The organism is Pelagibius sp. Alg239-R121 (assembly GCF_947331435.1).
Classification (GTDB): Bacteria; Pseudomonadota; Alphaproteobacteria; order Kiloniellales; family Kiloniellaceae; genus Denitrobaculum.
This window is the reverse complement of the sequence record NZ_CAMZOF010000007.1, coordinates 361,425-388,103: the sequence shown is the minus strand read 5'-3', so window position 1 is coordinate 388,103 and position 26,679 is coordinate 361,425. Positions and strand designations below refer to the sequence as shown.

Here is a 26,679-nt window from a genome sequence, read left to right as displayed (position 1 = left end):
AGAAACCCTAGACCCTAACAAAACGATAGGACCTTAACGATGATCAAACTTGAGCACGCAAATCTGGTGGTCGAAAACATCCCCGCAAGCTTGGAATTCATCCAGACCGCATTTCCCGACTGGAAGATACGCGGTCAGGGTAAAATGACGTGGCACGGCAAACCGCGCAATTGGCTTCATGTCGGCAGCGACGACACCTATCTGACACTGAACGACGACGGCGAAGGACCGAATCGGGACCTCACCGGACACAGGCCCGGCCTCGCGCATTTAGGATTCGTGGTTGACGATCTCGACGGCGTCGTCTCCCGCCTCGAGGCCAAGGGCTACGAGATCGACATTAAAGGCGCCGATCATCCCTTCCGCAAAAACGTCTACTTCCTCGATCCCGCCGGCTTTCAGTTCGAGTTCGTCGAATACATCAGCAGCAAAGCCGAGGAACGCAATCTCTACGATTGATCACTGCAATAAAGGAACTGCCATGCACACCAAAAACAATACCCGCCAGCGCGCCCACGACCTGGTGACAAATCTATACAGAACCGTCGACAGCCGGAATGTCGCGGCACTGTCGAAATTCCTCTCTGATGACGTCGTCTTTCAACTCGGTAATCATGAACCGATCCGCGGCAGGGATGCGGTTCTGACCGCCAACGCCGCTTTCTTTAAAACCATCAACGGAATGGCTCATACGATCGAAGGCGTCTGGGCACAAGACAGGGACGTTATCTGCTCAGGCTATGTCCAATACATCCGCAGCGACGGCACCGAACTCTCCCTCCCCTTCTCGACCATTCTGTCTCTGGAAGACGGCCTCATCGCCGACTATCAGGTCTACGCGGATATCTCTCCGCTGTAGATCGGCAGCTGAATCAGACAGCGCCGCCACTAATGCTGCCACTGAGTGCGCTTCTCCCATTTTGCCCGTGCGAGAACTTTGGCCGGCCCACGCTTGCGATACATAATCGCAACGCGTATTTTCTCGCTAAGCTTGTGGGCGCGCAAAACGATTTCGAATACTGGCACATCAATCGCTTTGGCTGTGTTTCATTGGATGATCTTCTGACCGGCGGTGAAGTCGAAATGCCGCCGGGAGCGCCGACGCTGTCAAAAAAGACCCTGACCAACTCGTCGGGAAGCAAGTGCAAGTTCGTAGCGATCACGATACTCGAAGAAAAGGGCAGTTCGAACATCGCATCAGTCGACCCTTTTGCTGATTTTAAGGAACAAGAAACAGTTGACGACTGGGAAATCTTAACTTGGACATTTAGGGCCCGCTGGCAAGCACATTCCGAAGCCGCTGCAGGTCCTTGAGATAGGGAAGCCGCACCTGCGCCGCAGTGACTCGCTCTATGTCCAGTTCAGCGGCTATAACTTCCTCGCCGTCCCCTGCCCGCACGACGTCCGATCCGTCGGGTGCAACGATGCAGCTGGCGCCAAGATAACACGAGCCGTTTTCCTGGCCGGCGTGGTTGGCGTAGAGAAGCCAGACCCCATTTTCAAAGGCACGGGTCGGCATCATTTGATAGGCGACCGAACCCCAGTTGTCGACCAACGCGGTCGGTACGAGCACAACCTGCGCACCAGCCTCGGCAGATGCTCGCACAGCCTCTGGAAATTCCGCATCGTAGCAGACCAGGATGCTGCATCGAATGCCATTCAACTCAAACAGAGTCAGTCCTCCACCGGATGTGAAGTACTGTGATTCGAAACCGGGCGGTAGAAGCAGCTTGCGATGGTTGGCAAGGAGCCGACCACTGGAATCGATGCAGGCGGCCGAGTTGTAGATCTTATTGCCATCTCGTTCGGGATAACCGAAAACGATTGCTGTGCCGCAATGCCGGGCAATCTCGGTCAGCTGTCCTGTCAGTGCGCCGCCAAAAGCTTCAGCCAATTCGGTTATCGACTCGCCCACGTTGTAACCCGAGAGAAAGAGCTCGGGGCAGACCACGAGATCCAGTTGGGTCTTTAGTAACGCCGCCGAAAGTCTATCGAATCGCTGCTCGGGCGTCAGACCGCCTCCTGCCGATTGAAATATACCTGAACGCATGCGATTAGCGATCCGCGACCAGAATTTCGCGCGGGTAATCGGTGAGATATTCGCTGCCATCTTCCGTCACAACAATGGAATCCCCGATGCGGCCGCCCAGGCTGCCGTCAATTGAAATGCCGCCATCGACTGCAAATGTCATGCCGGGTCGGAGGATCGTCTTGTCGCCTGCTTTCAGCTCGGGTGCCTCCAGATAGGACATGCCGATCGAGCGGCCGGTGCGATACCCGGTCTCATATCCGCGGGCGCGGTAAATTTCGTTGGCCGCTTCTGCCACCGATTCCGCGGTGACCCCAGGCCTGATGGCGGCAACGGCGGCCTGCTGCGCATCGATCGCCGCCTGCTGCACCCGGGCGGCCGCGTCAGAGACTTCCCGGACAAAGAACATGCGATCGAAACCGAGTTTGTAGAGTTTGAACTGGGCCATGTTGCAGAAGCAGAAATAGACCGGATCACCCTTTTCCAAAGGCTTCACACTCGCGCGCCGATGCACCATCGAGGTATCGCGGCCCGACTGCATGATCTGCAAGTTGTGAATCATGGGCGAGATGAAGGCTTCCCACCCTTTTGCCGTCAAGAAACCCGCCGCCTTACGGGTTCCGGCATTGATCACGGCCAATGCAGCTTCATATTCCGGCGCACCTTCGCTCAAAGCATCTTCGGCCGCCTGCATCATGGCACCTGCGATTGCACCTGCCTGGCGCATGACGTCGATTTCCTCCGGCGACTTAATCGTACGCATGGCGCCCAACAACGACGAGACATCTTCCAGCCTGGTTTCGGGCCGTTGGTCGTCGAACCAGTTGCGCACGATAGGCGGCAAAGCGCTGGCCTCTACGCCAATCCGGCCCGGCGTCTCGCCCAGGGCGCGCGCCAGCACCTTCTCCCAACGGTTATCGCCAGCATCTTCCCAGGTCACGATGTCTTCAACCCAGGTCATGGCCGACACCATTTCGCTTTCCATCAAAGGCGTGATCACGACCGGTGGAACATCCGGACGCAACAAAAGGAATGTCGGCCGCCCGAACTCGACCGACAGATAGCCCCAAAAGCCTGCGAGATAGGCGATCGAACTCTCGTCCGTGATGACGGCAACATCAATCCCGGCCTCCTGCAGCCGGGACTGAAACTGCGCCGTTCGCCGGCGGGCCTGATCAAGCATGTCGCGCTCCCCAAAATTTGATGGTTGCTCGTCTGTTTCGAAAAAGCGATCAGACTCTACGCGCGCTGATACTTCAATAGGGAAAAACCGGCCGCGACAAGTGCCACCCCGGTCAGGCGGTTTGTCAGGCGGATCGCGCGCGGCGACGCGAAGAGCTTTGCAAGCGTTCGGGCGGCCAGCACATAACCGCTGTCTGCGACGAGGCACAGCAGAATGTAGCTGACACCCAGGATCGTAAGCTGAAACTGGGGATCGCCCCCTGGCGACACGAACTGAGGCAAAAAGGCGATATAGAACACCAGACCTTTCGGATTGGTGAGAGAGGTCAGGGCCGCCTGAAAGAACAGCACACGGTAAGGCGTTCCAACGGCAGGGTTCGACGCAGCGACAGGACCTGTACGTATCCGCCAGTACTGAACACCCAGATAGACCAAATAGGCCGAGCCAACCCACCGCAGAACATCGAAAGCAGTCTGCGAGGCCACAATCATCGCGCTGATGCCAAGAACCGTCGCCGACACCATTGTAATGTTCGCGATCAGCGATCCGGTGATGAGACTAACCGGTCGCCGGATATCGCCGGTCAACGACTGCGCAAAGATCTGCAATACTGTCGGTCCCGGCACCGCAGCGACGGCCAGACCGGCAACAAGAAACAGGCTATAAAGAGTCCAGTCCATTTTTTTACTCCGGTGGCCACTTCCTCTGGCCACAGGCTCCCTCAAGTTACACTGAGTAGGGAAATCTCGATCAGATCTGTTGGTCTATAAATGCGGCAGGAGGATTTTGTTTCTGCAGAAATGCAGCGGTCGCTTCCCAGAGCGCAAACCGCCCCATCTCAAGATGCATCAGATGGGTGGCTTTTGGAATGACAACATCGCACTTCTGCTCACTCCCAAGACGACGCAGCAGAAACCCGGCGTCTTGATCGTTGCAGAGGCTATCCCATTCCCCGCGTATCACCAGGGTTGGCAACTTGATCGAAGCTGGATCGTAGCCCAATTCGCCTTGCCACGCAGCCGCAATATCGGCTGCCGGTCCGCCGGGCACTTCGACCGACGGTGGATTCCGAGTCAAGGCAACAGGATCGCTGGAGAGATAAGCCGGCCCCCAAAGACGAAGATCCGGCTCTTCGAGCACGGGAGGATTTCCATTGGGCAGGTCGGCGATAAAACGCGCGAGTTGCGCTTCTACAGTGATCAGGCGCGTGGCGGGCAGTGCATCCACATTTGCAGTGCTACTCCCCTGCCTCTGCGCGATTGGGCCGAAGAAAACCAGCCGCCCGAACGAATGAGCGCAGTGGTTCAGATAACAGCCGGCAGCGATGCTGCCCCACGAGTGCGCGATAAGATTGACGGGCTCACCATCCCTTTGCTCACGGATGTAGTCAACAACACGGCTAATCTGCTCCGCAGCCGATTTCGCCCGGCTATCAGAAAGAGACGTTGACGAGGCATCCATACGCTCCGATCCACCGAAGCCGGCAAAGTCGAAACTCCAAGCATCGAATCCGCGGCTGTGGAGATCGTCCTCCCAGGAACGACCATCTACGAACCGATATCCGAATGACAACGCCGATGGAAAGGTTGCACCATGCACATAGAGGACAGGCGGACCACTGTTGCGCAAGCGACGCAATTGAAGAGCCGGACGACCGGCAATCAAAAACACTTCCACTTCGGACACCGGAACTCCCCACTCTTGCCATCTGCGTCAAGCACGCAGGCCGACAGGATAACCTATGGCGGTTAGAGAACAATTCGGTCGGTACCGAATTATGGTAGCGCCTGATTAGTGGTGGCTCGACCTGCCGGTATTTGCTTTGTGCGCCAACACAAAATAAATGTTGCCTCGTTCGATCTATGCAAAGACCTCACGTCGACCGTCACGACATCAGGCCTTTCATTGTGTATTTGTTTTGGGTCTTAACTATACCGCGGGCGGCTAATCCAGATTTGACCCCGCCAATGCCTGCGCGTACTGCCCCGGTGTGACGCTGAAAGCCTTGCGAAAGTGTCGGTTAAGTGCGCTTTGATCGTAGAAGCCGACCATGAGTGCGACTTCGGCCGGACGGCGGCCTATAGCTAGCAGGCGGCGGGCCTCGCGCAGGCGCAGCTGGTTCAGGTAGGCGTGAGGCGACAGTCCGGTTTCCCGGTTGAAACAGCGGATCACGTGAAAGGCCGTCATGCCGGCGAGTTCGGCAAGCTGCGCCAGGGTCACGTCCTGGCTGAAGTGTGCTGACAGAAATTCGATTAGTCGGGCAACGGTTTGACGTTCTTCGCCGGGGAGCTTGGGTTGATAATGCGGTGTGCCATGGCGTTCGAAGAGCTCGGCCAGCGCTTCCAACAGACTGCTGCTTTTAGTGAGCGTGGCATCGCCCTGTTCAAACGTTTGATGCAAGGCGACAAAGCGGCGGGCAAGCTCGGAATCCAGCAACTTGTTGTCTTGGAAATAGGGTAAGAGCGGCATCCGCAACTCGAGGCCTTCCGCCGCCTCGTCCAGCGCGGCTGTCGAGAGGTAAATCGCACGGTAGCGCCAGCAGTTATGATCACCGACCCGCCCGGAGTGAGGTTCGTCCGGATTAAAGACCAACAGGGTATCCGGTTCCGCATGGTCCTCTACCCCTCGACTGCGGAACCTGGAGCCACCTGCCTCCGTTACGGCGATAACCAGTTCGTCATGCACATGAGGCGCGAATTCAAGTGTCGTGAAGTCGGCGCGCATCATCAATGTGCCGGGCACGGCACCGTCACTCCACAGAATGCTGCGGTTGGCGGTTACCACGTCGTTCATCCTCGCCTACTGCTCGCACCGGCCACCCAGGCCGGTACGCACGCGAGCATAGCAAAGCTGCGTATCACTGGGCCAGGAATCCGCCATCCACCGCCAGGACGTGACCGGCAACGAACGCCGCGCGTTCCGACGCGAGCCAGAGAACGGCCTCAGCCACTTCCTCCGGCTGTCCCAAGCGGCGCAGTGGCAAGCCGGCGGCGACCGTAGCCATATCTGCCACTTTCGATGCCCGCAGCATGGGGGTTTCGACACGTCCAGGTGCGACGGCGTTGATACGGATGCCCTGCGGAGCGTACTCCATCGCCACCGACTTGGTCAGTGAGATCATAGCGGCCTTCGAGGCCGAATAGACGGAAAATCCTGGGTTAGGATTACGCACACCGCTGACTGATGCGGTATTGACGATCGCCCCACCGCCCTGCGCCAGCATCACCTCAATCTGGGCCTGCATCGCGATGTGAATCGCGCGGACGTTAACTGCGAATATCTGATCGAAAACCTCCAGTGGCTGATCGAGGAAGGCCGCGCGATTTTCCTGACATCCGGCGTTGTTTACGGCAATGTCGAGACGACCTAAGCGAACGACGGCTTCTTGCGTGACCTGCCCGATCTGATCCGGCACGGACACGTCGCAAGACATAAAGGTAATCTCGCCGGTAAGAGGCACCGCTGCACGCACCACCTCTTCGGCGGCTGCCAGGTTGCGGCCGGTGATCACGACCTGCGCACCCTGCCGCGCGAAGGCCAGTGCGGTGGCACGGCCGATCCCGGAGGTGCCACCGGAAAGTATTACGGTCTTGCCTTCAAACCCGGGGCCATTCTCCTCAATTCCGGGATCATCCGTCATAATGCCAACTCGACCAGGCCGATACGCAAACGGCGGTTATGACGGCCCTTGTTTTCCACCTTCAGGATCTTGATTTCTCCGGCTTCGCCCGTGGAGCCCAAGTGAGTACCGCCACAGGCCTGCCGGTCCAGACCATCGATCTCTACGATCCGGATCCGGCCGTCCGACTGCGCCGGCGGAGAAACCGCCTTGCTTCGCAGAGTGCCTTCTTCCTGAGCCGCGGCAGACAAAGGCACAAGTGCCGTCCGAACGGCAAGATCCTGACGCACAACATCGTTGATGCCCGGCTCGAGCGCACGAAGCCTCTCGTTATCCGCGTCCGGCAGGTCGAAGTCGATCCGGGCGACGCCGCTGTCCGACATTTGGACGCCGGTCACGAGCGATCCGTCGAATTCTTGAAACACCAAGGCGTTGACAATGTGAAGGACTGTATGGAGACGCTGCATCTGCGCGCGAAAAACCGGATCCACTTTCGCCACAACAGTGCCGCTGGGCATGATTTCCTCGGCCAACAGATGCCAGATCTGCCCGCCCCGGCTTTCCACGCCGCTTACAGCGGTTTCACCGCCCGCCCACAACAGGCTGCCACGATCAGCCGGTTGTCCGCCACCACCCGGGTAAAAACTGGACCCCGAAAGCAGGACCCGTCCAGGTTCCGCCTTGATCACGTTGCATTCGACATCAAAAAGCGTTGGATCCTCGTGACATAAATACTGCGACATCAATACATCCTGCGCTAATAAAACAGCATCAATGAGAACAGCGCCACCAGTTGCTGTCTTGGTAAAAATTGACCTGTAATCTGATAATCGCCGACAACCACCAAGCCTGTATTTTCCAGAAAAATTAAGTGGTACCGGGCGCTCAGGCTGCCTTTACTGCGGCGTCTAACTGCCGATTATCCAGCAAGTCTTCATGAAATTCCCACGTTTCCCTCAGCAACCGGCCAAGCATGGAAGGTCGATCGCGGCTATCTCTTGTGCATCGATTATTGGGATGCAACAGAGAAAGACCCGCTCAATGAACAGCTTAAAACCCAGCCTATCACCAGCGCCCGAGGATACGCCTTTTGTCGAATTCTGGAACGAAGTGCTCGCGCCCAAATTTATCAGATTCAAACACATTCTCGTCGATGGCCTGACGCAACACAGCGAAGCCGTTTTCTCATCTCTGCCGGTGCAGAGAGGCGACCGGGTCCTCGACGTCGGCTGCGGCTTTGGGGATACGGCGATCAAACTGGCCGAACTGGTAGGCTCCGACGGCGAGGTTGTTGGGTTGGATTGCTGCGACGCTTTTCTCGAGTATGCGCGTAAGGACGCTTTTGCCGAGGGAGCAGGCAATGTGAGTTTCATGCGCGGCGATGCCGAAATCGCACTGCCGTCGAGGGACTTTGATTTCGTATTCGCGCGGTTTGGTACAATGTTCTTTGCCAACCCGGTCGCCGGCCTTCGCAACATGCGCACGGCCCTGCGACCGGGAGGACGAATGGTGCACATCGTTTGGCGTGACCGGGTCGACAATCCCTGGCTCTCCATGGCGAAAGACGTTGTACTTCGCTACTTGCCACAACCGGGCACGGGCGCTCAGACCTGTGGTCCGGGTCCATTTTCCATGTCCAACGAAAACATGGTCAGAGCCATGATGCAGTCTGCCGGGTATGATAACATCGAATTTCGGCGGGTCGACGCACCCGTTCTGGTTGGCAACGACGTCAGTGATGCAATTGCCTTCCAACTCGCCATCGGACCAGCCGGCGAGGTGTATCGCGAAGCCGGTGACACGGCAGAAGAAAAGCACAACGAGATAGAGGCCGCGCTTACCGACGCAATCAACAAGCAAAAAACCTCGGCTGACGGGATTGTCATGGACAGTTCGTCATGGGTGATCACTGCGACAAACCCCGAATAACAAGGAGACTTTTTAATGAATTTTCATGACGCCAAACGGCTTTCATTCGACAAACCCGGCCGCGGGCGGGTCTACGACAGCATTTTGGAAACGATCGGCAACACACCGCTGGTCCGAATCGGAAAACTTGCTTTCGAAATGAAGTGTCAGGCCGAAGTACTGGCCAAACTCGAATTTTTCAATCCGATCTCGAGCGTGAAGGACCGAATAGCGGTTGCAATGCTTGAAGCGATGGAGGCCGATGGGACCATTGGACCAGGCAGCGTGATCGTTGAACCGACGTCGGGGAATACCGGAATTGGCCTGGCCTTCGCCTGCGCCGCGAAAGGCTATCGCTGCATTCTTACGATGCCCGACAGTTTCTCGATCGAGCGACGCAAGCTGATGAAATTTCTCGGAGCAGAGCTCACGCTGACGCCACGTGAAAAGGGCATCGGAGGCGCTATCGAGAAGGCCAAGGAAATCATTTCCGAAACCGACAAGGCAGTGATGCCATGGCAATTCGGCCATCCCGCTAATCCGGAGGTCCATCGGAAAATGACGGCAGAGGAAATCTGGCACGATACCAACGGCGTCATCGACGCGGTGGTTCTCGGCGTAGGCACGGGAGGTACTCTGACCGGCGTCGGTGAACTGCTTAAGGAGCGTAAGCCTGATGTGAAGGTCATTGCGGTGGAGCCTGAAAACAGCCCGGTGCTATCGGGTGGCGAGCATTCACCCCACATGATCCAAGGTATTGGCGCGGGCTTCGTACCGGATGTTCTTAACACCAGCCTCATCGACGAAGTTCTGCTCGTGAGCAATGAAGAGGCAATGGAAACTGCGCGGAAATTGGCTGCGTCCGAAGGGATCCCTGCCGGCATCTCATCCGGCGCTGCCCTCACCTGTGCGATGCGGGTCGCACAGCGGGACGAGATGAAAGGCAAGACGGTCGTCACCGTGTTACCGAGCTTCGCAGAACGCTATTTGTCGACGGCACTGTTCGATAGCTTCGGCGAAGACTGACATAGTTGGATGCGCTGCTGTCCTGGCAACCCCAGGCAGCAGCGCTGCTTATTCGGGCGCATTCAACCAAGTCGAATAGCGCATTGAAGAGTGTTAGCCGTTAAGCGATCCCTGCTTTCGCCAGCCCTTCGATATAGGTCTCTATCTGGTCGGCCTGCTTCAGATAGAAAAGGTGTTCGCGTGCAAAATCGATGGAGAATTCCGGCTTGGTTTTTTTCAACTGACCGACTGCGCTCTTGATCTGTTCCTCGTCGCCGAGATGTCCCAGCGCCGCAACGAGATGTGCACTGGCCCAGTACTGTGCGTTGGGAATCTGCACAGATTTCCTAGCCCACAGGACGGCATCCTGAATCTCCCCGCGAAAGAGATGAGCAAGAGACCGATAGGAATAGAATGCCCAACGGAAGGGATCGTGAGGACTCAAGCGAATAGCCATCTCGAACTGCTCTATCGCCTCGTCGAGCCGCCCTTCGTAGGCAAGGGAATCACCAAGTCCGCAATATACCACCGCAAGGCAGGGATTGAGTTCCACGGCGTGTTCAAGTGCATCGATTGCGAGACTGTATTCACAGCGCGCCAAGTGGACGCGTCCGATTGTAAAGTAACCGTTGGCGTCTTGGTCATCCAGCTCAATCGCCCGTTTGGCGGCAACGAGCGCCTCGTCCATCACCGTCTGATCGGGCGGCGCGTCAAAGTAAACCATGCTGAGAACAATAGCGTAGGCGAGTCTCGAGTAAGCGCTGCTGAACTCTGGATCCAACTCCAGTGACTTGCGAAGCAGTTCCTGAGACTTGAGGTTGGCCTCTGGGGTAAATTTGTAAAACTGAGCAACGCCCAGCTGATAGAGATCCCAGGCGCCAAGGTTTTTATGTGGCCGTCTCTCGGCCTTTCTCTGTTCTGTTAAACCGAGTTCAGATTCAATGCGAGCGCTTACCGTTTCCGAGATTTCATCCTGTAGATCGAAAATATCGACCATGTCCCGGTCGAACCTTTCAGACCAAACCGAGTTTTCGGTCTCGGCATCGACGACCTGGATCGAGATGCGTGCGCGCGTACCGGCTTTTCGAACGCTTCCCGTCACGATGTAGTCGGCTTCGAGCTGCCGCCCGATCGATCTTATGCCGTCCGTCGAATTGCGAAAAGCAAAGGCGGAATTCCGGGCAACAACCGTCAACCATCGGTTCTTGGCCAACGCTATCGATACGTCTTCGGTAATACCGTCTGAGAAATAATCCTCGCCCGGATCGCCGCTGAGATTGCTGAACGGCAACACGGCAACTGAGGGCTTCTCGGCAATCGATGCGAGCGCCTTTTCCTCCAGGTCTCCAATTCGCCTGTTGTTGAGTACAGGCTTGCCGTCTTCAAGAGGTGCTACAAAACGAAACCCGCGACCATGGATGGTACGAATTGTGTGCTGAGATGTACCGTCGTCACCTATGGCTTTTCGCGCGGCCTTGATTTGACTGCTGAGCGCCGCATCCGAGACGATCCTGTTGTCCCAGATCTCGGCAAACACCTCGTCCTTGGTTACTGTCCGGTCGTTGTTTTTTGCCAGATAGACAAGCAGGTTGAATACCTGTGGCTCGACAGCGACACGCTTTCCGGACTCGCGCAGCTCAAACAGAGCGCTATCAAGTTCGTAACTGCCGAAGCGAATTACACCGGACGCCGGCGCCGTTACTCCAACGTCAACACGGAACGCCTCGATCGGCCTGGCAATATTCTTCACCGTCTGCTCGCCCAGAGATACGAACTGCGCTTGCACATTGCCGCCGATGTGATCGTGTACTTGCTTTGACAAAACGATGCCACCCGGTTGCGCGATACTCTCCAACCGTGACGCGACGTTGACGCCGTCACCGTAAATATCGTCGCCTTCCACGATGACATCGCCGAGGTGGAGACCGATACGCAGCTTGACCTCATGCTTCTCGCCAGGCGGGCTGTTACGTTTGCCAAGTTGCTCCTGGATGTCTATCGCACATTGAAGGGCTGTAACGACGCTCGAAAATTCAGCGAGTGTGCCATCCCCCATCAGCTTTACGACTCGCCCGGAGCGCTGCCCAATGGCGGGATCAATGATATTGGTGCGAATTTCCTTCAGACGTTCAAGAGTGCCCTCTTCGTCGGACTCCATCAGGCGGCTGTAACCGACAACGTCCATCGAGACGATGGTCGTCAATTTCCGTTTCATCCGCCTTCCCCCGCCGTTCCGTTCAGTCGTCCGGAATTTACCAAGCTTGTAACGCCCCCACGTCAAACCAAATCCGAGTAGAACAGTCTGCTATTGGCAGGGGCAAGCCCAATTTACCGCAAACATCGAAGGGTTGTAGCGCAACTGCCGAAACACCCGTGTGTTCACTACATGATCCAAAAACCGAATTCTCTCAGCCGCTAACACCGGACCCTGCTCCAAATTTCTTGTGAATTTGACAGAACAACGCGGCTGCGCGAATACTCCCGATCTGACCGGGTCTGACAAGAAGCCCGGCGGAACAGGGAAGAAACGCATCTAACCGGCGCAGGGCAGCTAACATTTTGGATCAGCGGAAACGCCTCGAAAGCTACCGAAACAGACTTTACGGCTACGCGGTTAGCTTAACCCAAGATCCCGATCTTTCTCGGGACCTGGTTCAAGAGTCGGCTCTTAAAGCCTTGAGCGCAAAGAACGTTCCAAGCGATGAACCGGCCTTTCGGGCCTGGTTATTTCGGATTCTCCGCAATGCATTCCTCGATCACCTGCGCGCTGCCAATCTTTTGGCCGGCTTTATGGAGGAAGAGACTGAAGAACCAGATCAAGACGTATGGACAACGGAAGAGCGCATGGTGGATGCCATCACGGTTCGCATCGCCATGGCAGCCATGCCGGCGAGCCAGCGCGATATTATCGCGTTGATCGACATCGCGGGCCTGCGCTACGCGGAAGCGGCAGAATTGCTTGAAATTCCCGTCGGAACCGTGATGAGCCGCATCAGCCGTGCGCGCCAGGCTTTGCTCCTCAGGATCTCGGACTCGAACGTCACACCGATGAAGATTGTACACGGAGGCCGCAGACCATGAGCCGCCTTGAGAACGATTGGAAATCGCTGAACGCCTACGTCGATGGGGAGCTATCGCCCAATGAGGCAGCAGACGTTGCACGTAAAATTGCCCGGGATCCAGAGGCCGCCGCTGCAGCCGCATCACTCTCGAGCCTAAAATCCTCCCTGCTCGAAGATGCTGAGACATCGGATGAATTCGAGCTGTTTCCGCAAGTAGCGACACCCCTTAAGGCAAACGCCCTTTGGCAGGCCAGTCACTTGGTCGCCGCCGCCGCCATCCTGGTGGTCTGTATCGCAGTCGGCGCACTCTATCAATGGAGCTGGACAGGCACTGGAGAGGGACTTTCGAACGTGGCCGCCACTGCCTGGTACCGGCAGGCCACCGATATCCACCAGGAGTGGGCGGTTGCAACGGCGAATGAACGCCCGCCATCACTTACCATAACAGCCACAGGCAACATGAGCGCAGCGGAAATCCGTATTCCCGATCTTTCAGATAGTGGCCTCGTGCCGATCCTGCTCGAACCGGTCTCACAGCTAGGCGCAATGGACGGCTACCGCGTCGGTTACGGTGGCAGCCGGGGTTGCCGCATTAGTCTTTTCGTGCTGCAGGGTGCAGGAGAAATCCCAGATCACCTGGCTGAGTTACAAGATGGCGTACCGCAAGTCTACGCATGGCGGCACGATGAAGCACGCTATCTGCTGCTGGCTGAAGGCATGGCCGGTCCGCGCTTTCAACTGATCGCAAGGACCTTGAAGAACGTTACGGCCAAGTGGCAGCCACTTGCCCCTGACGTCCGAACCGCTCTCCAAAGCAACCGCCGGGAAAGCGTCCCCTGCGCCGTCTGAGAACCCGCCGAATATAAAAATCCGATTTGGATGGAATAAAACTGCTTCATCCCGCGTTTCTTCTCCCAATCGCATAAAGCGACTTATAAAAACTTTGGGAGGAAGAGATGGCTAAAGGGAACAAAGACCGCGGGCTGTGCGAGGTCTATCAGGACGATCCGGACCGCGCCGACAAACTGGTGTTCGGACGCGAAGCCCATAAAGACCGGAGAGGCTTTCTGCGCGGCGCCGGCCTCGCGACCATGGGTGCCATGCTCGGTGCCACCATTCCCTTCCATCGCAATTTTCCCGCCGGTTTGATCCCGTCCGCGCTGGCCGACGACAGCGAGGTGGCACTCTTCAAAGTCAAAGACGGCCTGACGCTCCTGAACGATCGGCCGATCAATGCCGAGACTCCGCCGCATCTGTTGGATGATTCAGTCACTCCGAACGACCGTCATTTCGTCCGCAACAACGGCGTTGTTCCTGACATCGCTTACCGCATGGATGCGTCAGACTGGAAACTGACGGTCGATGGCGAAGTCGATACTCCGCTGGAATTCTCGCTCGACGAGTTGAAAAACAAGTTCGAGAACGTCACGCTGAAGCTGCAGGTCGAATGCGGCGGCAACGGCCGTGCCGCCTTTAATCCGCCGGCCAAAGGCAATCAGTGGACCTTGGGAGCGATCGGCAACGCGGAATGGACTGGCGTGCGCTATGCGGACGTTCTTAAGGCCGCAGGTGTGAAGGAATCGGCGATCTACACCGCGCACTACAGCCTGGATGGACACCTGTCCGGCAAGCCTGACAAGCTCCCAATCTCTCGCGGCGTGCCCCTCGCAAAAGCCATGGAACCGCATTCGATCATCGCCTTTGCCATGAACGGTGAGCCAATCCCGCCGCTGCACGGCTTTCCCGTGCGCACTATCTGCCCAGGCTGGCCCGGGTCGACATCGCAGAAATGGCTGCAGCGGATCGAATTGCGCAACGTTGTCCACGACGGGCCCAAGATGACGGGCACCTCCTACCGTGCCCCCTACTATCCGGTAGCGCCAGGCACGAAGGTCGACAAGGCCGACTTTAAGATCATCGAGTCCATGCCGGTCAAATCTCTGATCACCACGCCGCAAACCAATCAAGCTATCACCGGCCGCAGCCTGGCCCTGCGCGGTCATGCCTGGGCCGGCGACAACAGTGTCTCACGCGTCGACATCTCCCACGACTTTGGTGCCACCTGGACCCGAGCCGATCTGTCTGCTCCGCCCAATCCTTTTTCCTGGCAGGACTGGACCGCCGAGATCTCATTCCCCGAGAAAGGCTACTACGAGATTTGGGCGCGAGCGACTGACGACAAAGGCAACAGTCAGCCCTTTGCGATCAACTGGAATCCCAAGGGTTACCTCAATAACAGCATGCATCGAATTGCCGTGACGGTCCGCGCCTAAACTCCGCGCGACGCACCGCCGTCGGACGCCCCCAGCCCGACTGGCGTGGAAAGCCGGCCAAGTTCCCCAGGCCGGCTTTCCTTTGGCCCTGTTCCAGCTTTTGCATTTGGATCCTGTTTTATGCTCTCGATTTTCCAGAACCCTATCCGAAGCACTTTTGCGATTCTCCCTGTTACTTTTGGTCTCGTATTTCCATTCACCCTGACCAGCTTCGCCGAGACTCTGTCTCCTGCCCCGGTGCAAACAGCAACCAGTGACACGACAACGAGCAGCCTCGATGAAGATGACGAGTTCGGTCGGGATTGGCCTCTCGGCCCGGGCCGGGATGACACTGGTTATCTCTGCAGCGCCTGCCATTCTCTCGCTATCGTCAAGCAACAGGGCCTGAAGCGTGATGATTGGGATGAACTGCTTGACTGGATGGTTGACGAACAAGGCATGGACGAACCTGAAGCGGCCGACCGCAAAGTGATCCTGGATTACCTCGCCAAGAACTTTAACATCGATCGGCGGCTGAAGTAGCTGCCCTGAGGCAATGCCATGGAACATCGCCTGTTTTTTTTGCACTCTCTAACTTTGTAACACAGGGGCTGTCGGTGACTTTTAGGACGAAGCCGCAGCATTGACCTGATTGGCGATCCAGTCGAACACCAGCGCCGGTCCACGCGAAGGGCTGGCATAGTCGCGTGACATGACATATCCCGCCGCACTGGTCACAACGTCCGTCGTTGCGCGCACCAGCAAGCCGTTCTGCAAAAGGTCATCGACCAGACCAAGCCATCCAAGAGCCACTCCATGTCCGGCAACCGCCGACTGAGTGACCATGTCGTAGTTATTGAAGCTGACGTAATTTTGGGAGCGTTCACCAACAATACCGAGACTGTCAAACCAACCCTGCCAGGTTTGCCACTCTGCTGAAGGCGGCTTCGACAGGCTCAACAACTGGGTGTCCAGCAATTCGGTAGATGAAGATATAGCTCCGTTTTTCTTAAGAAAACCGGGGCTACAGACAGCAGCGACTTTTTCCTCCAACAGAAGGACGTCACCCTCCAGCATTCGGCTCAAGGAATTCACGTGAATAGTGACATCACAATCATCATCGTCCGGATCCGGTGGTACCTGTGACGCAAGAATTTGTATCTCGATTTCTTCTCCAAGATCCGAACGCAGCTGAGGCAAGCGCGGAAGCAACCAGAAAGTCGAAAAGGCAAAGTCGGCGGACAGCCGGACCCTCGGCTTCGATTTGCGGTCGAGTAACGATGTAACCGAGTTGGATAGCTGCTTCATCGAAGGCCGCACGACATTGAGCAATCGCAACCCATCGTTCGTGAGCGTGACGCCACGGTGCTCTCTCCTGAACAATACGACCCCGAGTTCAAGCTCCAGGCTCCTGATGCGCTGAGAGATCGCCGATTGGGATATTCCCAAGACCTCAGCTGCCCTGGTGAAATTCCCATGCTGGGCAACAAGGTCAAATGCACAGAGACCAACGAGATTCTGACTAAATTTCCAATAATTAGAGCTAATGCCTGCCATAACTAATTACCTACTACAAATCTTGCTGTGATTGCGACACAACTATAGTTGATCGCAATTCAGGACAAGTGGGATCTTAATTAAGACTCGATGCAGATGTCAGGTATTTCCTGAAATCTGCAAACCAATCGGGCTGCTCACTGTGCAACTGGGAAATGTGGGAGGACAAGAAGAACACATGTCAATCAAACCAGCTTTAACGGAACTACCCATAAGTACAGCTGATACAGGTTTCTACCGAGGTTTCAGCCATATCGTCACGATCTCATCAAAACTCCTGATCGGGGGACTGGTTATCTGGGCTATCGCGTTTCCGGAACAATCGGGCGCAGTCCTCAACAGCATCAACAGCTTTATTCTGGCGTCCTTTGGCGCCTGGTACATTTGGACGGTCGCTTTGTTCATTTTGGCCTGCATTGGCCTGGCGATATGGCCAACTGCCGGCAGATTGAAACTGGGCCTGGCGGATGACGTGCCGGAGTTTTCGAATTTCTCCTGGTTTTCCATGATGTTCGGTGCCGGCATCGGGGTCGGCATGCTCACCTGGGCTGTCGCGGAACCCGTTTATCACTGGAACAACAATCCAGAAGTGATCCAGGGCATTACCAACGGCGGGACCGCGGACAATATCCGCATGGCCTACAAGTGGTCTTTCCTCCACTGGGGATTGGGCGCTTGGGCTTGCTATGCGATTGCCGGACTGGCATTGGGTTTCTTCAGTTATCGCCGCGGCTTGCCGCTGACTATGCGGTCATCCCTGACCCCGCTGTTCGGCGAAAGACTGTCAGGCTCCATCGGCCATGTCGTCGACATCGTTGCCGTGGTCGCCACCATTCTGGGTGTGGCACAGACACTGGGTTTTGGTGTGGAACAATTTGTATCCGGCCTGACGCGCATCGGCATCGGCGGCCTGACAAACGAGGCAGGCACCGCAAACACAGCTGGGGTCCTGGTTGCGATTGTCGTTATCATGGCAGCCTCAACGGCATCGGCTCTGTCGGGCGTTGGTAAAGGCATCAAATGGCTGTCCAATATCAACATGGTCTTGAGCATTGCGCTGTTGGGTTTCTTCCTGCTGTTTGGATCAACCTTCTTTGGCATGCAGGCCCTGATCGTGGGTCTTTGGGACTACGTGATCGCCCTGCCTGATATGATGTTCCGCGTGTGGTCCACGGACGGCGTTGAAGGAAGTATCGCCGCAAAGCTGGAAAGCTGGCAGGGAGCTTGGTCGGTGTTCTACTGGGCTTGGTGGATTGCCTTCGCCCCCTTCGTCGGGCTGTTCCTGGCACGTATCTCCAAGGGCCGGACAATCCGTGAGTTTGTCCTGGGTGCGATGATTGTGCCGTCACTGATGTGTTTCGTCTGGTTTACCTGGGCGGGCGGTACCGCGATCGATCTGGAGTTGACCGGCGGTGCGAGCGGCGTGATTGCCGGTGCGCCAGACGGCGATAAAATCTTCGCAATGGTCCAGTACATGCTCTCACCGTTCCTGGGCTGGGCAATGTCGGTCATGATCGTCATCCTTCTCATGACTTATCTTGTAACGACAGCTGACTCCGCGGTCCTGATTGTGAACACAATCAATGCCGCCGGTGACGAAGGCCCCAAAGCACGCCCTCACATCATCTTTTGGGGTGTTGCGTTGGGCGCAGTGGTTACGGCGCTTCTGCTGGTTGGCGGCTTGAAAGCCATTCAGACGGCAATGGTGATCGGTGCCTTGCCGTTCTCGGTCGTCATGGTCTTGCAATGCGTTGCGTTGACCAAGGCAATCTACAACGATGGCAGACGAGAACAGGCGGGACAACCGACGACGGTCGTGCCAGCGACCGAGCCTGCCGAGTAGCATCACTGAGGTCGTTTTAAGAATGAGAGTCCCTCATTGAATTTCAAAGGGGGACTTTCTTCTTTTTAGTCCATACCGCGTTTCATACGGGCGTTGACTGCATCCAATGCGCCCGACCAACTCGCAAGAGCCCCTTCGCCGTCGAGCGCATCTACACATTGCCACGTGATACCGCCAGCCGTCGCGATGCCCTCTACGATGCTGTCCAACGGTTGATCGATTGTTCGAACCACCTCGGCATTCCCGCGCAGGGTTTCGGCAACCAGATTGCGCGCGACATCGGCCGGGACTCCCTGCGCCTCGAACCAGGCAACGATCCGCTGCATGAAGACGAAACTGGCACCCGAGAATGCGCCGAAGACGCAAGCGGCCTCGAAGGCCCCTTTGTCCTCGAATATATGGACGGGGCCGAGACGACCTAAGAGTTCTTCGCAGACTTCGTTTGCCGGATAGAGCAGGCTTGGCCCTATCCCCAAGGCATTTGCGTAACCGGGCATCATGGTGCAGTGCGCGCTTGCCGGCGTGACAATCTCCAAAAGCTCCTCAGAGCTCGTTCCAGCCATGGCGGAGAGTACGGTCTGACCCGCGCGGAATTTCAGGTCGGACAGGATGCCTCTGCCAGAGGCAGCCGGCAGCGAGACCAGGATGACATCGCAGGCATCGATGACGGCCTGGTTGTCCGGTGCAACCTCGGCGGCGAATCTTTCCGCCAGCGCAGCGGCTTTCGCCTTACCGCGAGGGGAGAGAACAACACGATCTTGTCTGCCGCCGCTCCTCAGACCTTCCAACAGAAAGCCAGCCAGATGGCCAACGCCTAGTATGCCGATCACGCGTTCGGACATTGCTGACCTCCTACATCAGGGCATTTCGTCGAGCACTTCCGCGATGGCATTCGCGGTGAAATCGATTTCGTCTTCTGTATGAACAATAGAGGACAGAGAATGCAGGGTCGCCGAGGGATTCATGTAAACACCCTTATCGAACAGACGCAGTGCGAAGTCACGGAACTTCAGGCGGTCGACGTGCGCACAGAAATCCCGGTAGCCGGTGATCTCTTCCTGATCGGTGAAGAAAATCTGGAACATGGAATTCACGCCCTGACAGACCACACCATGTTTATTGTTGGCGCGCGCGGCCTGTTGGATTTCCGATGTCATCTTCTGGCCCAGGTCCTTAATGCGCGTAAAACCTGCCTGATTGTCCGCCAGCATCGTGGTCAACATGGTCTTGCAGATATGCAACGCCAACCTGCCGGCATTGTGTGTACCGAAATGCAGAACCTTGCCCCACTCCAGCCCTGACATGATCTCATCGGAACCGCCGATCGCGGCCATGGGAACACCGCCGCCCAGCGCCTTGCCATAGGTCACGATGTCCGGCTTCAGGCCATAAAGTTCAGCGCAGCCACCGGCGGCCAGACGGAAGCCTGTGACAGTCTCGTCCAGGTAAAACAACGCGCCATAGTCGCGGCAGAGCTCCTGCATGCGCTGCAAATAACCATCTTTCGGTGGGATCACGCCCATATTCGACATCACACCTTCGGTCACGACACAGGCAGCATCACGTCCATGGGTCTCCATCGCCCGTTCGAGCGCGTCGAAGTCGTTCCAGGGTACGACGATGGTATCGAGCCAACTCTCCTCCAGGATGCCCGAACTATCGGGTATCCTGATGGGTGAGTTAGGATGCCCAAGAGCGGTTGTCGGTTGCGGATTTGTGTTCAGGAGAACCGAATCCCACCAGCCGTGATAGTGCCCTTCGAACTTGATGATCTTACGCCGGCCGGTGTGACCGCGCGCCAAGCGGAAGGCAGCCATGGCAGCCTCGGTGCCAGTGTTGGCGAAGCGCACCTTCTCAACATGAGGCAAGAGATCGACCAGTATTTCGGCCACCTCGACTTCCACCTCAAGGGCGGTCGCGAAGTGACTGCCGCGGGCGATCTCCCGGGTGACCACCTCGACAATAGCCGGATGGGCGTGGCCCAGCGGCAAAGCCCCGAAGGCCATCATCCAATCGAGGTATTCGCGTCCGTCGACGTCATAGAGCCGAGTGCCCTCTCCATGCGACATGTAGCGCGGTGTCGTGCCGAAGGCCGCCGGCCCTCGTGAGGCCGAGGACACGCCCTCTACCAGCACTTTCATCCCACGTTCGAACAGACTCTCAGATACTGCGCCGCTCATTGCATAGGCCTCGCGTCAACGTTTGCAAAAGTAACAAATTGTTATTATAAGAACATATTGCTGTCAATCGTGATCACGAACTACGCGACGATGCTAAACGCAGAAATCGAACATTCAGGACCTTCCGGCCCCCGAGCCGAGGATCCGGCCCACGCGGAACTGTCCGCGCGCATTCGCCGCTGGCGCCGGGCACGCGGCCTTAGCCAGGCGGAACTGGCCGAACGCTCCGGCTTCGCACGCTCGACCCTGTCCAAGATTGAAAACGGACAGCTCTCGCCAACATTTGAAATTCTTTTGAAGCTGGCTCGGGGATTTGACGTGGAAGTCTCGGAACTGATGCGCCCGGAAAACCCGCCATCTCTGGGCGGACGCCTGGCGGTCGACCGCGGCGAGCTGGCGAATGCGGTCGAATACGCAAACCACCGGCTCTTTCCCCTCGCGGCGCAGCTCAAGGACAAACGCTTTCAGAGCCTGATCGTGGATTTTACCTGCACGTCACTCGCGGATTTCGGCGAGTGGAACCGCCATGACACCGAGGACATGCTGTATGTCCTCTCAGGGAAATTGGAGTTTCACTCTGAAGCCTACGAAACCCTTACCCTGACCGCGGGCCAGAGCGTCTACTTCGACGGCCGTATGGGACATGCTTGTCTCTCGAAAGGCAAAAAGCCCTGCCGCTGCCTCTACGTATTTGCATCAAACTGATTGGGGCTGCGCAGGCAGCCCTGGCGTCAGGCGCTACTCGGTAGAGCCACCCGATTCCATCTGAGCCTGTTTTGGCTCCAATGGGTTTCGATGGATTGGGTGAAATCGGCCCGCACGATCTTACCGCGCGCTTGGCACCAATCCCCGGCATCGCACCTGACCACAAAGCCCTCAGCCAGCGCGTCGGAATATTGGCTCTGACGAACTTCGAGCTGATCAAGCAATTCGCGAAGCTCGAAGATCCCGCGTAGCAACTCGGGCACGACCGTAAGACCAACCTCTGTTGCAAGCTGATTGCGCCGCGACTGGCTGGCGAAGCGGCCTGACGGCCGGTCGTAAAGATCGAACAGCAGAAACCAATCGGGCAAAATTGAGTATTCGATTGAATGCACCGCGGCGCACCATTCGCCGAACAAGATCGTGTCAGAATCAAGAAACTCATGTAGCGCATACTGATGCTGCGCCAGCCACGCATTCAAACGCGAGAACTGCCCCTTGTAGGGCGCTTGAAGATATTGGCCGCGGTTCTGAACGCGCAGTTCACCAGCATCGTCCAGCGAGATTCCGATGTTCGCGCCGTCCAGTTTTTCTTCCACCACCACTTCGTCAGCGAAAAGCGCGTCAACTTCGCCCGGTGCCAGAAGCTTGTCGTCGCGTGGCATGTCCTGGCCCAGCCAAGTGAGATGACCGGTATGCGGAAATCTAAAGAAGTCAGTCATAGCGCGGCATGGGGTGTATTTGCATCGGAACGGCCGCCGTCTTACCACGTCGCACTGCCGAAGGAAACGCAGCCTGCGTGGCAGTGTAATCTAACCCTGATATGTTGACCGCTCATTGCACGGAACAGATCGATGACAGTGACGACACGCTTATCCGTTCATCTGGGCGACATCACCAAGCTTGAGATCGACGCCATCGTGAATGCAGCAAATACCTCGCTGTTAGGCGGTGGCGGGGTGGACGGCGCCATTCATCGGGCTGCGGGTCCGGATCTGGTCATGGAATGCCGGATGCTGAACGGCTGCAAAACCGGCGATGCCAAGATCACTAGAGGCTACAAGTTGCCGGCAAGCTTCGTCATCCATACAGTTGGTCCGGTTTGGAACGGCGGCGACGCAGGCGAACCGGAACTGCTGGCATCCTGCTACCGGCGTTCGCTGGAACTGGCCACGGAAAATGCGCTAAACCGGATCGCCTTCCCCGCCATCTCAACCGGCATCTATCGTTTCCCGCCTGACCAGGCCGCTCGGATCGCAGTTGAGAAAACGGTGGAATTTCTATCGAGCGACACTTCCATTCAGCAAGTTATCTTCTGCTGCTTCGACGCCGCGAGTTTCGCCCGGCACGAAGAAGCGATTGCCGCACAAGCCTGACAAAACGACATCTCCAGACTTGACATGATACCATTTGGCATCATATTAAAATGATACCCTTTGGTTTCACATTGAGTTTGCCATGTCACCAACATCACAGCTTAACTTTATCGGGAGGTCGAATTGATCGGCTTCGGACACCACGAAGCGCAGGGCGCATTTCGCGCCCTCGCCGACCCAACGCGGCGTGACATCCTGCTGCTGCTCAGCGAAGACGACATGACCATCGGCGAGGTGGTCGAGCGCTTCGATATCACCCGTGCTGCTGTCAAGAAACACCTGACCATTCTCGAAGAAGGCGCGCTGATCTCCGTTCATGCCAGTGGCCGGGAACGCATCAATCGACTGGAGCCTCTCGGCCTTAAAAGCGTTGCCGAGTGGCTGAGCTACTTCAACCAATTCTGGGACAAACGTCTGCAGGCTCTGCGGGTTGCTATTGAAAAGGAAGAGAGCGAAAAATGACCACCCTGATGACAGACACCGTACCAACCACCACCATCCGAAAGACCGTTTTCTTCAAGGCTTCCCGCGAAACCGTCTGGGCCTTCCTGACCGAGAAAGAGAAGCTGGCACAGTGGTTCCACCCACCCGAGAAGGACCTCGCAGCGGGAGAGGACTATGCCCTGATGCGGACCAAGGACGATGGGAGCAGATCCAGGTTGATCTGGGGCCGGATACTGACAATGGAGGCGCCAAAGAAACTGGTCTACAGCTTCGTCATCGACCCCTTCGACGGCGCCGAGACGATTGTGACCTGGATCCTGGAAGAGGCCGCAGGCGGAACGCGCCTTTCGCTGACCCACGAAGGAATCGCAGAGGCCGCCGGTGCGGCGACAATGCAGATGCTGCAGTCACTGGACGCGGGCTGGGACGAGCATCTGGAGAGTATGCGTAAGGCAGCAGCCTAAAGGGTAACAGAACGATCCAGTGCTTTACCCCAGGCTAGAATGCGGAACTTGCGGTGCTCGGGACTGAAGTAAGGGTCGTTCAGAACAAGCTCGACGACCTCGTCGTAAATCTCGGCCTCGACGACCCAGAGTCCACCAACAAAGGGTGCATCTGGAACTGAACGCAGACCGCCGCCAATCAGGATGCGGTCTGCGTTTTCCTTCAGATAGGCGATATGCTCGCCGCCACGGGCCTTACGTACCGACAGCATGCCCGGCGTGTCGTCGAAGATTACCACCCAGCGCGTCATGTTTCCCGATCCCTAAAAGTCCCAACAGGGTCGTCCGGTAGCAGATGGCAACGAACAAAAGAAGATCCAGACCCGAGAATCGCTGGGTCCAGAAACTCTCCTGTTTCACTTAGACGTTCACATCCACCACGACGCGGCCCTTGACCTGCCCTTTCAGGATCGCTTTTCCGAGTGCGGGGAGATCGGCAAGTGTGGCCGGTTCGATCATGGCTTCAAGCTTATCCATCGGCAGATCCTTGGCGACACGTTCCCAGGCTCGGACCCGTGCGTCATAGGGTTTCATGACCGAATCGATGCCCAGCAGATTGACTCCACGCAACAGGAAGGGAATGACCGTGGCCGGCAGGTCGGCACCCGCTGCGAGGCCGACTGCGGCGACCGAAGCCCCGTACTTCATCTGGCCGAGGACGCGGGCCAGCATTGCACTGCCCACTGCATCGATACAGCCCGCCCAGAGTTCTTTTTCCAAAGGACGTTTGACTGTCTCGTTGATCTCTTCGCGGGGCACGATCTGGGTGGCACCAAGCGACTTCAGATAGTCGGCGGTCTCCGGGCGTCCGGTTACTGCCGCCACCTCATAACCCAGATTAGCAAGGATCGCAGTCGCCACGGAGCCAACACCACCAGCTGCACCGGTTACCAGCACCGGCCCGTCCGCGGGTTTGAGCCCGTGATCTTCCAGTGCCATAACCGCCAGCATCGCTGTAAAGCCGGCTGTCCCCACCGCCATGGCGTTGCGGGTCGAAAGGCAATCAGGCAAGGGCACGAGCCAGTCGGCTTTGACGCAGGCCTTTTGCGCGTAACCGCCCCACCAGGCCTCGCCCACGCGCCAGCCGGTAAGCACGACCTTGTCGCCCGTTTTGTAGCGATCGTCGCTGGAGGTCTCGACCGTACCGGAGAAATCGACACCGGGGACATGCGGATAGTTGCGGACCAAGCCGCCCCCGGAGCCCACGCACATGCCGTCTTTGTAATTCACAGTCGAATATTCCACAGCGACAGTCACATCGCCGTCGGGAAGCTGGGCATCCTCGATCTGCTGCACCGCTGCTGCGGTTTTTCCTTCTTCGTCTTTTTCGACAACCAACGCGTTGAAGCTCATAGCCTCTTTCCTTCTTTCCGATAACAATTTACCCGCCTCAGGTCTCGCGGGCCTTTTCTCTTAAAACGAATTTCTGAATCTTGCCGGTCGCGGTTTTCGGCAACTCACCGAACACAACCTTTTTGGGCCGCTTGAAGCCAGCCATGCGCTCACGGCAGAAGCCGATCAGTTCCTCTTCGGTCAGGCTTTCACCAACTTTAAGCTCTATGAAGGCGCAAGGCACTTCACCCCACTTGTCGTCCGGCTTGGCAACGACAGCGGCAGCAGCGACAGCAGGATGACGGTAGAGCACGCCTTCAACCTCGACAGAGGAAACATTTTCGCCGCCGGAGATAATCACGTCCTTCAGGCGGTCTTTAATCTGGATGTAACCGTTGTCGTGCCAGACGGCGGCATCGCCGGTGCGGAACCAGCCGTCGACAAAGGCTTCGTCCGTCTCATCCGGGCTCTTGTAGTAACCCTTCATCACCGTATTGCCGCAAATAGCGATCTCGCCCTGAGTTTCTCCATCGCGCGGCGCCAATTCACCTGTCTCTCTGTTAATGACGGCGGCGCTTTCATTCATGGGGAAGCTGACCCCCTGCCAACTCTGCAGCTCCGCCTGCTCGGCGAAACTCAAGTCATCCCAGTCTTCCCGCCAGAGCGCCTGGGTGACGTGGCCGAAGGTTTCAGTCAGGCCATATACCTGCATCACTTCAAAGCCCATGGCGCGGGTCTTCTCCAGAACCGCAGCGGGCGGTGGAGCGCCGGCCGTCATCACCTTGACCGGATGTTCAAGCGGCACACGGTCTTCTTCCGGCGCATCAATCAGCATTGAGAGAACGATCGGCGCCCCTCCGAAGTGCGTCACCTCGTGTTGGCGGATCGCGCCGAACACTGCCTTGGCGCTGACCGCCCGGTTACAGACGATAGTGCCGGCCAGCAGGGTCATGGTCCAGGCATGGCCCCAACCGTTGCAGTGAAACATCGGTACTGTGTAGAGGTAGGTCGGATGACGCGGCAACTCCCATGCCACCACAGTGCCCATGGACATCAGGTAGGAACCGCGGTGGTGATAGACCACACCCTTGGGCCGGCCCGAGGTGCCGGAAGTATAATTCAGGGTGAGCGCCTGCCACTCGTCGGCAGGCCCCTTCCAGTCTATATCCGGATTCCCTTCCGCCAGCAGCGCCTCGTAATCGAGCGCGCCGATGCGGTCTCCACCCGGCCCCGCGGCGTCAACGATATCAACGACCAGAATATCGCGCTTTACAGATTTGAGCGCCTCGGCGACCACGCTGGAAAGCGCGGTATCGACCATTACAACTTTGGCGTCGCTGTGATCAAGGATGTAAGCGACTGTCTCGACTTCCAGGCGAGTGTTGATGGCATTGAGCACCGCGCCCGCCATGGGTACGCCGAAGTGCGCCTCAAACATCTCGGGTGTGTTCGCGGCCATGATCGAAACAGTGTCGCCTTTTTTGATGCCGCGTTTCGCCAGCGCCGAGGCCAACCGCATCACCCTGTTATAGGTCTCGGCCCAACTATAGCGGCGGTCTTCATAGATCACTGCAAGACGGTCGGGAAAGACATCAGCTGTGCGCCGAATGAAAGACAACGGCGAGAGCGCTTGATAGTTTGCGCCGTTTTTCGCCAAGGCCTCGTATTCTGAATCCATCGCCTC

Annotated in this window: 29 protein-coding genes and 1 pseudogene; 14 read left to right on the top strand and 16 right to left on the bottom strand. The window is 57.1% G+C overall.

Annotated features, from left to right (window positions below; all coding sequences use genetic code 11):
- The first annotated feature begins 39 nt into the window (after positions 1–39).
- Genes QMZ18_RS23605 through QMZ18_RS23595 form a run of 3 tightly spaced genes read left to right on the top strand, consistent with a single transcriptional unit; the run spans position 40 to position 1,314 of the window.
- Entirely contained in the window at positions 40–459 is a 420-nt protein-coding gene (locus tag QMZ18_RS23605) for a VOC family protein (protein ID WP_282608823.1), read from the top strand.
- Between the two features lie 22 nt (positions 460–481).
- Positions 482–859 carry a nuclear transport factor 2 family protein gene (locus QMZ18_RS23600; protein WP_282608822.1) on the top strand — a complete coding sequence of 126 codons (378 nt, stop codon included), beginning with the start codon at positions 482–484 and terminating at the stop codon, positions 857–859.
- A gap of 32 nt (positions 860–891) precedes the next feature.
- Positions 892–1,314, top strand: a complete 423-nt coding sequence (locus QMZ18_RS23595; protein ID WP_282608821.1) for a hypothetical protein — start codon at positions 892–894, stop codon at positions 1,312–1,314.
- Here QMZ18_RS23595 and QMZ18_RS23590 read toward each other — a convergent pair.
- The 7 genes from QMZ18_RS23590 to QMZ18_RS23560 all read right to left on the bottom strand — a co-directional run bounded on the left by QMZ18_RS23590 (position 1,268) and on the right by QMZ18_RS23560 (position 7,574).
- Positions 1,268–2,050 carry a carbon-nitrogen hydrolase family protein gene (locus tag QMZ18_RS23590; RefSeq protein WP_282608820.1) on the bottom strand — a complete coding sequence of 261 codons (783 nt, stop codon included), beginning with the start codon at positions 2,048–2,050 and terminating at the stop codon, positions 1,268–1,270. The genes QMZ18_RS23595 and QMZ18_RS23590 overlap by 47 nt on opposite strands.
- A 4-nt stretch (positions 2,051–2,054) precedes the next feature.
- Positions 2,055–3,212, bottom strand: coding sequence for a Xaa-Pro peptidase family protein (locus tag QMZ18_RS23585; RefSeq protein ID WP_282608819.1), 1,158 nt, complete (start codon positions 3,210–3,212; stop codon positions 2,055–2,057).
- A gap of 56 nt (positions 3,213–3,268) precedes the next feature.
- Positions 3,269–3,892 (bottom strand): LysE family translocator, encoded by a 624-nt coding sequence (locus QMZ18_RS23580; RefSeq protein ID WP_282608818.1) that lies wholly within the window; start codon positions 3,890–3,892, stop codon positions 3,269–3,271.
- A 70-nt stretch (positions 3,893–3,962) separates the two neighbouring features.
- Positions 3,963–4,898 (bottom strand): alpha/beta hydrolase, encoded by a 936-nt coding sequence (locus QMZ18_RS23575; protein ID WP_282608817.1) that lies wholly within the window; start codon positions 4,896–4,898, stop codon positions 3,963–3,965.
- Between the two features lie 258 nt (positions 4,899–5,156).
- Complete coding sequence (locus QMZ18_RS23570; RefSeq protein WP_282608816.1) at positions 5,157–6,005, bottom strand: AraC family transcriptional regulator; 849 nt, start codon at positions 6,003–6,005, stop codon at positions 5,157–5,159.
- Between the two features lie 64 nt (positions 6,006–6,069).
- Complete coding sequence (locus QMZ18_RS23565; RefSeq protein WP_282608815.1) at positions 6,070–6,852, bottom strand: SDR family NAD(P)-dependent oxidoreductase; 783 nt, start codon at positions 6,850–6,852, stop codon at positions 6,070–6,072.
- The gene (locus tag QMZ18_RS23560; RefSeq protein ID WP_282608814.1) at positions 6,849–7,574 is read right to left on the bottom strand and encodes an alanyl-tRNA editing protein; all 726 of its coding nucleotides are present in this window, start codon (positions 7,572–7,574) and stop codon (positions 6,849–6,851) included. Before QMZ18_RS23560 ends, QMZ18_RS23565 begins: the two co-directional genes overlap by 4 nt.
- A gap of 298 nt (positions 7,575–7,872) precedes the next feature.
- Here QMZ18_RS23560 and QMZ18_RS23555 point away from each other — a divergent pair, with 298 nt between their 5' ends.
- Both QMZ18_RS23555 and cysK read left to right on the top strand, forming a co-directional pair.
- Positions 7,873–8,760, top strand: coding sequence for a class I SAM-dependent methyltransferase (locus tag QMZ18_RS23555; RefSeq protein WP_282608813.1), 888 nt, complete (start codon positions 7,873–7,875; stop codon positions 8,758–8,760).
- Between the two features lie 15 nt (positions 8,761–8,775).
- Positions 8,776–9,765 (top strand): cysteine synthase A, encoded by a 990-nt coding sequence (gene cysK, locus QMZ18_RS23550; RefSeq protein ID WP_282608812.1) that lies wholly within the window; start codon positions 8,776–8,778, stop codon positions 9,763–9,765.
- Between the two features lie 100 nt (positions 9,766–9,865).
- Here the strand turns inward: cysK and QMZ18_RS23545 are convergent, their stop codons facing one another.
- Positions 9,866–11,959 (bottom strand): tetratricopeptide repeat protein, encoded by a 2,094-nt coding sequence (locus QMZ18_RS23545; RefSeq protein ID WP_282608811.1) that lies wholly within the window; start codon positions 11,957–11,959, stop codon positions 9,866–9,868.
- A gap of 344 nt (positions 11,960–12,303) precedes the next feature.
- Here QMZ18_RS23545 and QMZ18_RS23540 point away from each other — a divergent pair, with 344 nt between their 5' ends.
- The 4 genes from QMZ18_RS23540 to QMZ18_RS23525 all read left to right on the top strand — a co-directional run bounded on the left by QMZ18_RS23540 (position 12,304) and on the right by QMZ18_RS23525 (position 15,601).
- Entirely contained in the window at positions 12,304–12,825 is a 522-nt protein-coding gene (locus QMZ18_RS23540) for an RNA polymerase sigma factor (RefSeq protein WP_282608810.1), read from the top strand.
- Positions 12,822–13,655 carry a hypothetical protein gene (locus QMZ18_RS23535; protein ID WP_282608809.1) on the top strand — a complete coding sequence of 278 codons (834 nt, stop codon included), beginning with the start codon at positions 12,822–12,824 and terminating at the stop codon, positions 13,653–13,655. The genes QMZ18_RS23540 and QMZ18_RS23535 overlap by 4 nt, the downstream gene beginning before the upstream one ends.
- Before the next feature lie 107 nt (positions 13,656–13,762).
- Entirely contained in the window at positions 13,763–15,079 is a 1,317-nt protein-coding gene (locus QMZ18_RS23530; RefSeq protein ID WP_282608808.1) for a sulfite oxidase, read from the top strand.
- A gap of 120 nt (positions 15,080–15,199) precedes the next feature.
- On the top strand, positions 15,200–15,601 hold the full coding sequence (locus QMZ18_RS23525; protein WP_282608807.1) for a hypothetical protein: 402 nt from the start codon (positions 15,200–15,202) through the stop codon (positions 15,599–15,601).
- Between the two features lie 81 nt (positions 15,602–15,682).
- On the opposite strand, the gene QMZ18_RS23520 is transcribed toward QMZ18_RS23525, so the two are convergent.
- Positions 15,683–16,366 (bottom strand): LysR substrate-binding domain-containing protein, encoded by a 684-nt coding sequence (locus QMZ18_RS23520; RefSeq protein WP_282608806.1) that lies wholly within the window; start codon positions 16,364–16,366, stop codon positions 15,683–15,685.
- A 42-nt stretch (positions 16,367–16,408) separates the two neighbouring features.
- Positions 16,409–16,615: pseudogene (locus tag QMZ18_RS37100) on the bottom strand (LysR family transcriptional regulator); the annotation flags it as partial.
- A 178-nt stretch (positions 16,616–16,793) separates the two neighbouring features.
- Here QMZ18_RS37100 and QMZ18_RS23515 point away from each other — a divergent pair.
- The gene (locus tag QMZ18_RS23515) at positions 16,794–18,458 is read left to right on the top strand and encodes a BCCT family transporter (protein WP_282608805.1); all 1,665 of its coding nucleotides are present in this window, start codon (positions 16,794–16,796) and stop codon (positions 18,456–18,458) included.
- A gap of 65 nt (positions 18,459–18,523) precedes the next feature.
- On the opposite strand, the gene QMZ18_RS23510 is transcribed toward QMZ18_RS23515, so the two are convergent.
- Complete coding sequence (locus tag QMZ18_RS23510; protein WP_282608804.1) at positions 18,524–19,300, bottom strand: NAD(P)-binding domain-containing protein; 777 nt, start codon at positions 19,298–19,300, stop codon at positions 18,524–18,526.
- A gap of 15 nt (positions 19,301–19,315) precedes the next feature.
- Positions 19,316–20,638, bottom strand: coding sequence for an aspartate aminotransferase family protein (locus tag QMZ18_RS23505; protein WP_282608803.1), 1,323 nt, complete (start codon positions 20,636–20,638; stop codon positions 19,316–19,318).
- 90 nt (positions 20,639–20,728) lie between these two features.
- Here QMZ18_RS23505 and QMZ18_RS23500 point away from each other — a divergent pair, with 90 nt between their 5' ends.
- Positions 20,729–21,343, top strand: a complete 615-nt coding sequence (locus QMZ18_RS23500; protein ID WP_282608802.1) for a helix-turn-helix domain-containing protein — start codon at positions 20,729–20,731, stop codon at positions 21,341–21,343.
- Between the two features lie 26 nt (positions 21,344–21,369).
- Here the strand turns inward: QMZ18_RS23500 and QMZ18_RS23495 are convergent, their stop codons facing one another.
- On the bottom strand, positions 21,370–22,062 hold the full coding sequence (locus QMZ18_RS23495) for an RNA ligase family protein (protein ID WP_282608801.1): 693 nt from the start codon (positions 22,060–22,062) through the stop codon (positions 21,370–21,372).
- A gap of 132 nt (positions 22,063–22,194) precedes the next feature.
- Between QMZ18_RS23495 and QMZ18_RS23490 the strand changes: the two genes are divergently transcribed.
- The 3 genes from QMZ18_RS23490 to QMZ18_RS23480 all read left to right on the top strand — a co-directional run bounded on the left by QMZ18_RS23490 (position 22,195) and on the right by QMZ18_RS23480 (position 23,624).
- A complete protein-coding gene (locus tag QMZ18_RS23490; protein ID WP_282608800.1) occupies positions 22,195–22,716 on the top strand; it encodes an O-acetyl-ADP-ribose deacetylase in 522 nt (173 codons plus the stop codon).
- Between the two features lie 123 nt (positions 22,717–22,839).
- On the top strand, positions 22,840–23,178 hold the full coding sequence (locus tag QMZ18_RS23485) for a helix-turn-helix transcriptional regulator (protein ID WP_282608799.1): 339 nt from the start codon (positions 22,840–22,842) through the stop codon (positions 23,176–23,178).
- Positions 23,175–23,624, top strand: coding sequence for an SRPBCC domain-containing protein (locus QMZ18_RS23480; RefSeq protein ID WP_282608798.1), 450 nt, complete (start codon positions 23,175–23,177; stop codon positions 23,622–23,624). Before QMZ18_RS23485 ends, QMZ18_RS23480 begins: the two co-directional genes overlap by 4 nt.
- Here the strand turns inward: QMZ18_RS23480 and QMZ18_RS23475 are convergent.
- The 3 genes from QMZ18_RS23475 to QMZ18_RS23465 form a co-directional block, all read right to left on the bottom strand.
- The gene (locus tag QMZ18_RS23475) at positions 23,621–23,914 is read right to left on the bottom strand and encodes a YciI family protein (protein WP_282608797.1); all 294 of its coding nucleotides are present in this window, start codon (positions 23,912–23,914) and stop codon (positions 23,621–23,623) included. The two genes, QMZ18_RS23480 and QMZ18_RS23475, sit on opposite strands and share 4 nt — an antisense overlap.
- A gap of 109 nt (positions 23,915–24,023) precedes the next feature.
- Positions 24,024–25,016: an acryloyl-CoA reductase gene (gene acuI, locus QMZ18_RS23470; RefSeq protein ID WP_282608796.1), complete on the bottom strand. Its 993-nt coding sequence runs from the start codon at positions 25,014–25,016 to the stop codon at positions 24,024–24,026.
- A gap of 37 nt (positions 25,017–25,053) precedes the next feature.
- Entirely contained in the window at positions 25,054–26,673 is a 1,620-nt protein-coding gene (locus tag QMZ18_RS23465) for an acyl-CoA synthetase (protein WP_282608795.1), read from the bottom strand.
- Positions 26,674–26,679 lie beyond the last annotated feature (6 nt).

Coding starts and splice junctions, on each gene's coding strand:
- QMZ18_RS23605 (WP_282608823.1), top strand. CDS start 40: ATGATCAAACTTGAGCACGCAAATCTGGTGGTCGAAAACATCCCCGCA.
- QMZ18_RS23600 (WP_282608822.1), top strand. CDS start 482: ATGCACACCAAAAACAATACCCGCCAGCGCGCCCACGACCTGGTGACA.
- QMZ18_RS23595 (WP_282608821.1), top strand. CDS start 892: ATGCTGCCACTGAGTGCGCTTCTCCCATTTTGCCCGTGCGAGAACTTT.
- QMZ18_RS23590 (WP_282608820.1), bottom strand. CDS start 2,050: ATGCGTTCAGGTATATTTCAATCGGCAGGAGGCGGTCTGACGCCCGAG.
- QMZ18_RS23585 (WP_282608819.1), bottom strand. CDS start 3,212: ATGCTTGATCAGGCCCGCCGGCGAACGGCGCAGTTTCAGTCCCGGCTG.
- QMZ18_RS23580 (WP_282608818.1), bottom strand. CDS start 3,892: ATGGACTGGACTCTTTATAGCCTGTTTCTTGTTGCCGGTCTGGCCGTC.
- QMZ18_RS23570 (WP_282608816.1), bottom strand. CDS start 6,005: ATGAACGACGTGGTAACCGCCAACCGCAGCATTCTGTGGAGTGACGGT.
- QMZ18_RS23565 (WP_282608815.1), bottom strand. CDS start 6,852: ATGACGGATGATCCCGGAATTGAGGAGAATGGCCCCGGGTTTGAAGGC.
- QMZ18_RS23560 (WP_282608814.1), bottom strand. CDS start 7,574: ATGTCGCAGTATTTATGTCACGAGGATCCAACGCTTTTTGATGTCGAA.
- QMZ18_RS23555 (WP_282608813.1), top strand. CDS start 7,873: ATGAACAGCTTAAAACCCAGCCTATCACCAGCGCCCGAGGATACGCCT.
- cysK (WP_282608812.1), top strand. CDS start 8,776: ATGAATTTTCATGACGCCAAACGGCTTTCATTCGACAAACCCGGCCGC.
- QMZ18_RS23545 (WP_282608811.1), bottom strand. CDS start 11,959: ATGAAACGGAAATTGACGACCATCGTCTCGATGGACGTTGTCGGTTAC.
- QMZ18_RS23535 (WP_282608809.1), top strand. CDS start 12,822: ATGAGCCGCCTTGAGAACGATTGGAAATCGCTGAACGCCTACGTCGAT.
- QMZ18_RS23530 (WP_282608808.1), top strand. CDS start 13,763: ATGGCTAAAGGGAACAAAGACCGCGGGCTGTGCGAGGTCTATCAGGAC.
- QMZ18_RS23525 (WP_282608807.1), top strand. CDS start 15,200: ATGCTCTCGATTTTCCAGAACCCTATCCGAAGCACTTTTGCGATTCTC.
- QMZ18_RS23520 (WP_282608806.1), bottom strand. CDS start 16,366: ATGAAGCAGCTATCCAACTCGGTTACATCGTTACTCGACCGCAAATCG.
- QMZ18_RS23515 (WP_282608805.1), top strand. CDS start 16,794: ATGTCAATCAAACCAGCTTTAACGGAACTACCCATAAGTACAGCTGAT.
- QMZ18_RS23510 (WP_282608804.1), bottom strand. CDS start 19,300: ATGTCCGAACGCGTGATCGGCATACTAGGCGTTGGCCATCTGGCTGGC.
- QMZ18_RS23505 (WP_282608803.1), bottom strand. CDS start 20,638: ATGAGCGGCGCAGTATCTGAGAGTCTGTTCGAACGTGGGATGAAAGTG.
- QMZ18_RS23500 (WP_282608802.1), top strand. CDS start 20,729: ATGCTAAACGCAGAAATCGAACATTCAGGACCTTCCGGCCCCCGAGCC.
- QMZ18_RS23495 (WP_282608801.1), bottom strand. CDS start 22,062: ATGACTGACTTCTTTAGATTTCCGCATACCGGTCATCTCACTTGGCTG.
- QMZ18_RS23490 (WP_282608800.1), top strand. CDS start 22,195: ATGACAGTGACGACACGCTTATCCGTTCATCTGGGCGACATCACCAAG.
- QMZ18_RS23480 (WP_282608798.1), top strand. CDS start 23,175: ATGACCACCCTGATGACAGACACCGTACCAACCACCACCATCCGAAAG.
- QMZ18_RS23475 (WP_282608797.1), bottom strand. CDS start 23,914: ATGACGCGCTGGGTGGTAATCTTCGACGACACGCCGGGCATGCTGTCG.
- acuI (WP_282608796.1), bottom strand. CDS start 25,016: ATGAGCTTCAACGCGTTGGTTGTCGAAAAAGACGAAGAAGGAAAAACC.
- QMZ18_RS23465 (WP_282608795.1), bottom strand. CDS start 26,673: ATGGATTCAGAATACGAGGCCTTGGCGAAAAACGGCGCAAACTATCAA.